This window comes from Paraburkholderia sp., assembly GCF_049581445.1.
Lineage (GTDB): Bacteria > Pseudomonadota > Gammaproteobacteria > Burkholderiales > Burkholderiaceae > Paraburkholderia.
On record NZ_JBAURZ010000068.1, the window covers coordinates 49,506 to 56,206 of the forward strand.

Genomic DNA, 6,701 nt, shown 5'->3' on the forward strand with positions numbered 1-6,701 from the left:
GGCATGAAGAAACAGCCGAGCGCAAAACGCGCCACGAATGCGGCACGTGACGGTGTGAATGCACACCAACTTAATGGATGCGTCACCCCGCTGCGCGAATTCGGCTTAGTGCAAATTCGCAACAATCCGCGTAATACGCGCAATCAAACGGGCTTATTGTTGTGCATATCCCTATTATACGGCTTTATTGGGACAAACTGTAATGTTCGCGGCGCTCATCAGCGATGCCCGCGGCCCTTATCAGCGCGCCGCGCCGGGCGCGCCAATCCGCTCAAAGTACCGTCAACTGTGCGGGAAAGGCCATGCCTCCCCCATGCCGTTTGGATGGGCCGCGCCATTCGTCTGACCGACGCGCGGGGCGCCTGCGGCGGCCGTCGGCGCGCTCTCAGTTGCGGGTGCTGCCTGCGACGTCGGCACGACGGATCCCCCCTCGTCCTCCCAGCGGTTCAATTCGCGGGCGAGATACGCCTGTGACGCACGCCGCCGTTGCGCCCAGCGCAATGCCAGCAGGCCGCCAACAATCGCCAGCGTGCCAAAAATTCCTATTTTGGGCCGTGCCATCTTCAACCTCCTTCTATTCGATCTCGGGACAATCTCGGAGTCATTCGCTGGATCAGCCAGATGCGCTTCAGCGCTTCGTCAGCGCGCCGAGCAGAAAGCCGACGCCTGCGGCAATCCCTACAGCCTGCCACGGGTTTCGGCGCACGTAGCGCTCGGCGCCGACGCTGGCGACCCGGTAACGCCGCTGCGCCGCATTCTGCGCATCGCCGAGCGCCGCTTGCAGCGATTCCACATGGGTACCCAGACGCTGACGCAGCGCGTCGACACCTTCACCCGGAACCGTGGCGGCAAGGCGCAGTATTTCCTCCGAGTCCGTAATCAGAACGCGCAGCTCCTCGACGATTTTCTGCTTGCCGAGTCCAAGCTGTTGGATGGTTTCAGTCATTCGTCACTCCTGTGTCGGTTGGGGGCGAAGGCAGTCAGGCCGCTTCGCCTCGTTTCGCAAACACCAAACCCTAAGCTACGCAATCGGCGTACCCGATGCCTGCGCTGTCGGAACAATCCGCAGCGTGGCCTTAAAGACGTTCAGTAGCGCGGGCCGAATCATTCTGCGTATTCTCACAAGTCAATTGTGCCGTTGTCCTGCATCGCGTCGGTCAGGTTTGCCGAAGCGTCGCGCCCATGCTTCGCAACGTCGTCATATAGCTTGGACAGAGTAACAGGGTGATAGTTGGCGCCGCGTCATCATCCGCTTCTGAGCCCGCATCAGGAGTGAGACTTGGATTGCTCTGCGCCTTGCCAGATGGTTAAATCGGTAATTTGTGAGATAGTGAGCGATGGCACAGGCTCACACTCACCACAGGCCTGCGCGGCACTAACGAATACATTTGCACAGGACAACCTGGTTATGGCGTCAATCGATCTGGACTCGCCCACCGTCGCTGCGGGAGGCGATGCGGCAGCACAGGGGAAGCGTCGCGCGACAGACGGTGTCGCGGGACTGCAGTCGTATGGTCTGCTGTACGGCTCATCGTCCGTCATGCGGGATTTATACGAACAAATCGAACGGGTCGCCTCGACCGACGCGACCGCGCTCATCATTGGCGAATCGGGCACGGGCAAGGAACTGATCGCCCGCACCATTCACGATCACAGCGCGCGCAAAAACGCGCCCTTTATCGCCGTCAATTGCGGCGCCATTCCGGACGAGTTGATCGAAGCGGAATTGTTCGGGCACGAGAAAGGCAGTTTCACCGGCGCTGTCCAGGGACGTATCGGCTACTTCGAACATGCTAACGGCGGCACGCTGTTTCTCGACGAAATCACTGAAATGGCCCCCGTACGCCAGGTGAAACTCCTGCGCGCGCTGGAGACCGGCACGTTCTTTCGGGTAGGCGGCAATGAACTGATCCACGGCGATGTGCGTGTGATCGCAGCCACCAATCGCGACCCGGCCGTTGCGGTGAAGGAGAACGGTCTGCGTGAGGACCTGATGTACCGGCTCGCGGTGTTTCCATTGCGGGCACCGCCTCTGCGTGAACGCGACGGCGATCGCGAACTGCTCGCGCAGCATTTCCTCGCTGCATTGAACGCGCAGGAAAGCACCAACAAAAGTTTCAGCAAACGCTCGCTTGAAACGTTGCGTACCTGGTCATGGCCGGGCAACGTGCGCGAATTGAAAAACGCGATTTACCGGGCCTTCATCCTCGCCGAAAAGACCGTCGAGTTGCCGCATCCTCATCTCGCCTCGCGGGTGAAGAAAGCGGTGACGCAGGGTGATTCGATGAGCGTATGGATCGGCACGCCGCTCGCCGATGCGCAGAAGCAAATCATCCTCGGCACCCTGAAGTACTGCGGCGGCGACAAGCGACGCGCCGCCAAGGCGCTCGGGGTGAGTCTGAAGACGTTGTACAACCGGCTGAGTACTTACGGCGGCGATGAAACGCCCAACGATGAAAGCGAGTCCTGAGTGTTTCGCGCGGGCTCGGCGCGATTAGTTCGACGATACCCGCTAACGCGAGCGCAGCACCTCGACCGTCGCAGCATTTGCCGCCGCTGCGCATTGCACGCGCGCAATAAATACCGCGCTGGCCAACATTGCGCACGGACAGCGTAAAAGCCCCTCCTGTAACGTCTAAATGCGCACTGAGCCCACACAGAAAAGGCTCGGTGCCGCATCATCTTTTGCAATTGCTTGCATTTTCCCACTGCCAATTACAAATGGCATCCTGCAAAATGCTGCTGCGTCGCAGAGGACGTGCTGTCAGCCCGCCGCGCCGCGATCGAATGGGATGGACGGCACACGCAGGAGCACTGACAGGGACATGCAAAACCACCACACCATAGCGCGCTGGACCCAGCGCGCGCCACACGCAAGCGTCACTTCACTTGTCGCCATCGCTGTTGCGATGACGGTTGCCTTGAGCGGATGCACCTCGCTCTATTCGGCGGGCGCTACCACCGGCGCCGGCATCGCAGGCGCTGCGATCGCCACCCAGGTCACCCGCAATGCCACGGTCGCGACCGGCATCGGCCTGGGCGTCGTCGCCGCCGCGGAAGCCGGCGTGCAGTACTCCGAGCGAGTGGTCCACACTAACTCGCAAGATGGCATCGCCAAGGTGGCCGGTCCGCTCGATGTCGGCGCCGTGGCGCCGTGGAGCGTGACCCACACCGTGCCGATTGAAGACGACGAACACGGTCGTGTCACTGTCAGCCGGAACATCAGCGCTGGTGAACTCGACTGCAAGGAAATCGTCTTTTCGGTCGATCACGACGCCACCAAGGACGCCGCTGCAACCAGCGCGTTCTACGTCGCCTCGATCTGCCGAGACGGGCAAAACTGGAAGTGGGCTTCGGCCGAACCCGCCACCGAGCGTTGGGGCGCGCTGCAATGAGTACGCGCATGACTGCCCCAGAACGCGTCCCACTCGGTTTGCCGATCAACCTTCGCCTCCTGCTGGCCGGGGCGGTATGCGTCGGGGCGAGTCTGCTGACGAGCGGTTGCGCGTCGGTGGGCGCGGCAACCGGCGCAGCGGCCGGTATCGCTACCGGTCTGGTCAGTTCGAATCCGGCAGTCGGCATCGGCGTCGGTATCGCGGTGCAAGCCGCCACCGACGCAGCCGTCAAGCACTACACGCTCGTCCTGCACACCGATCAGCAGGATGAGATCGCGGCGCTCGCGGGCGGCATGCCGGTTGGGGACACCAAGCCGTGGCGCGTCAAGCACACGCTGCCCATCGAGAACGGCCATGGCGAGGTCCGGGTGACGCGCGCGTTCACATCGTCGCTCGCTATCTGCAAGGATTTCGTGTTTTCAGTCGCTGACGGGGACAAGCCGGATGCCCACGAGGCCTGGTTCACCGCCAGCGCGTGCCTGCAAGACAAAGGCTGGAAATGGGCCTCGGCCGAACCTGCCGTCGAACGGTGGGGCAATTTGCAGTGATGCCGATGGTGTCTGAAGCGCGGCCGCGCCTCCTAAAGCAGCGCCGCGCGGGACGCGGCACCAACAACGTAATACCAGCGCAATTGCGAGCAGATGCTGCAACTGCGCTGCCAACGCTAGCGATCAGGACTCGACGTCTTCCAGACTGAAAATCTCCGTCTGGTCGTTGTACGAGAAGATCTCGCCGTAACGGCCCCAGTTGATGACTGCGTCAAGCGTCTCTTCCGCGGCGTTATCCGACAGAAAATCCTCCAGCTCCTGTTCGAAACGCACACGCGGCGCACGATGGCCCGGACGCTCGTTGAGCACCTTCTTGATTCGCGCGGCAAGCGGCACGTGACGCAGCAGATGCTCGGCGAACATCATCTTGCGTTCCTGGGTGCCGAATTCCGAAAACACTCGCGCTGGCGGCGTCAGGAAAATATCGCCTTCGCGCACGTCGGCAAAACCCAGGTGCTGCAGCACTTCAGCCACCGGGAACAGATCGTCCACTTCGAGATGCAGTGAACGGGCAATTTCCGGCATGTCGGCGCGGCCGTGGTACGGCGCGGCGGCCAGCATTTCGATCAGACCGGCCATCAGGTTGGTGGACACGTGCGGCAGCCAGCTGCCCAGTTCCAGCCCCTTCCTGGTCGATTCGTCGGTCTGACGCGCGGTCATCTTGGCGTAGATATCGTCCACCAGACGGCGGAACGCCGGGTCAAGCCGGTTGCGCGGATGGTTGAACGGCACCTTGATCTCAGCGATCACCCGGCCCGGATTCGACGACAGCACCAGAATCCGGTCGCACATGAACACCGCTTCCTCGATGTTGTGCGTGACGATCAGCACGGCTTTGATCGGCATGCGGCCTTGCGTCCACAAGTCGAGCAAGTCGGTACGCAGCGTTTCGGCGGTGAGCACGTCGAGCGCGGAGAACGGTTCGTCCATCAGCAGCAGCGTCGGGTCGACCACCAGCGCGCGCGCGAAGCCCACGCGTTGCCGCATACCGCCGGACAGCTCGCGCGGATAAGCGTTTTCAAAACCGTCCAGACCGATCAGGTCGATGGCCGCGAGCGCGCGTTCGCGCCGCTCGCGTGCGCCCACGCCCTGCGCTTCGAGACCGGCTTCCACGTTCTGCAGCACGGTCAGCCACGGGAACAGCGCGAAGGTCTGGAACACCATCGCTACGCCCTTGGCAGGGCCTTCAAGAGGCTTACCGAGATACGAGACCTCGCCATCGGTCGGCTCGATAAGACCGGCGATGATACGCAGGAGCGTGGACTTGCCCGAACCCGAACGGCCGAGCATGCCGACGATCTCCCCTTCACGCAGCGCCAGGTTGACGTCGTCGAGCACCAGCAGTTCGCCTTGGGTCTTATTGAAACCCCGGCACACGTCCTTGACCTTCAGAATCTCGTCGCCCAGGCGCGGAGGCCTCGGCGGCGTCTGAACAGGCGCGGCGGTTACGGCAGCTTTAGGATTTTGCATCGCGTTTTGCCTTTAATTTCGTGTCAATCGAGCCGAAGCTTGGATTCGGCATAGGCGTACATCGGACGCCACAGCAGGCGGTTGAACAAGGTCACGAACAGGGACATCACGGCAATGCCGAGAATGATCTTCGGGAAGTCGCCCGCGGCAGTAGTCTCCGCGATATAGGCGCCCAGACCGTGCGCGACGACCTTGGTATTGCCCCACTGGACGAACTCGGCCACGATGCTCGCATTCCACGCACCGCCCGACGCGGTGATCGCGCCCGTGACGTAGTACGGGAAAATGCCCGGCAGCATCGCCTTGCGCCACCACTGCCAGCCGCGAATGCCAAAGTTGGTCGCCGCTTCGCGATAGTCGTTGGGGTAAGAACTGGCGCCGGCAATCACATTGAACAGGATATACCACTGCGTGCCGAGCACGATGAGCGGCGAGAGCCAGATATCCGGGTTCAGGTGAAACCGCACGATCACGATCACGAACACCGGAAACAGCAGGTTGGCTGGAAACGCGGCGAGGAACTGCGCGACCGGCTGGATCTTTTCGGCCAGTGCAGGACGCAGCCCGATCAGCACGCCAAGCGGCACCCAGATGACCGTAGCGATCGCGATCAGCACGAGCACTCGCACCAAGGTAATCAGGCCTAGCACGAACACGTGTCCGACTTCATCGAGCGTGACGCCGGTGCGCACATACGCCACGACGCGGTAGACCACGTACACGGTCAGGAGAATCACCAGAGCGCCCCACACAATGTCGCCCAGGCGCGACGACTTCTGACGCTGGGGGATCGCAAAGCGCACCCGGTCGAAGCTTGGCAAGCGCATCGGCACGCGCGCGGCGTTGGCGAAGACCCAGCCCATCGGCACCAGCAGACGGTGAATCAGGCGCGTACGGCGAATCAGGTCGAGCAGCCAGGACTCGGGGGCATCCCCAGAACTGGTGTTCTCCATGCGGAACTTGTCTGCCCACGCGACCAGCGGACGGAACAGGAACTGGTCGTACGCGAGGATCACCACCGTCATGGTCAGGATCACCCAGCCGATCGCGTGCATGTTCTTGTCAGTGATGGCCTGCGCCAGATACGCGCCAATGCCCGGCAGCGTGATCGTGTTGTTACCCACCGTGATCGCTTCGGAGGCCACCACGAAGAACCAGCCGCCCGACATCGACATCATCATGTTCCAGATGAGGCCCGGCATCGAGAACGGCACCTCGAGCTTCCAGAACCGCTGCCACGACGTAAGGTGAAAGCCGCGCGAGACTTCATCCAGATCGCGCGGCACCG

At 62.1% G+C, this 6,701-nt stretch carries 7 protein-coding genes; 3 read left to right on the plus strand and 4 right to left on the minus strand.

Features of this window, described 5'->3' with window-relative positions:
* Nucleotides 1-282: 282 nt before the first annotated feature.
* Together WCA85_RS05460 and WCA85_RS05465 are read right to left on the minus strand one after the other, a co-directional pair.
* Complete coding sequence (locus tag WCA85_RS05460) at nucleotides 283-561, minus strand: hypothetical protein (RefSeq protein ID WP_424062147.1); 279 nt, start codon at nucleotides 559-561, stop codon at nucleotides 283-285.
* Nucleotides 562-628: 67 nt separating this feature from the next.
* Complete coding sequence (locus tag WCA85_RS05465) at nucleotides 629-946, minus strand: DUF883 family protein (RefSeq protein WP_424062148.1); 318 nt, start codon at nucleotides 944-946, stop codon at nucleotides 629-631.
* Nucleotides 947-1,408: 462 nt separating this feature from the next.
* Here WCA85_RS05465 and WCA85_RS05470 point away from each other — a divergent pair, with 462 nt between their 5' ends.
* From WCA85_RS05470 to WCA85_RS05480, 3 genes are all read left to right on the plus strand, one after another.
* Complete coding sequence (locus tag WCA85_RS05470; protein ID WP_424062149.1) at nucleotides 1,409-2,470, plus strand: sigma-54 interaction domain-containing protein; 1,062 nt, start codon at nucleotides 1,409-1,411, stop codon at nucleotides 2,468-2,470.
* Between the two features lie 355 nt (nucleotides 2,471-2,825).
* Nucleotides 2,826-3,395, plus strand: a complete 570-nt coding sequence (locus WCA85_RS05475; RefSeq protein ID WP_424062150.1) for a hypothetical protein — start codon at nucleotides 2,826-2,828, stop codon at nucleotides 3,393-3,395.
* An 8-nt stretch (nucleotides 3,396-3,403) separates the two neighbouring features.
* Nucleotides 3,404-3,943: a hypothetical protein gene (locus tag WCA85_RS05480; RefSeq protein ID WP_424062151.1), complete on the plus strand. Its 540-nt coding sequence runs from the start codon at nucleotides 3,404-3,406 to the stop codon at nucleotides 3,941-3,943.
* Between the two features lie 123 nt (nucleotides 3,944-4,066).
* Here the strand turns inward: WCA85_RS05480 and WCA85_RS05485 are convergent, their stop codons facing one another.
* The gene (locus tag WCA85_RS05485; RefSeq protein WP_424062152.1) at nucleotides 4,067-5,413 is read right to left on the minus strand and encodes an AAA-associated domain-containing protein; all 1,347 of its coding nucleotides are present in this window, start codon (nucleotides 5,411-5,413) and stop codon (nucleotides 4,067-4,069) included.
* Nucleotides 5,414-5,436: 23 nt separating this feature from the next.
* Nucleotides 5,437-6,701, minus strand: a 1,265-nt coding sequence (locus WCA85_RS05490; RefSeq protein ID WP_424062153.1) for an ABC transporter permease, incomplete at its 5' end; no start/stop codon positions are given.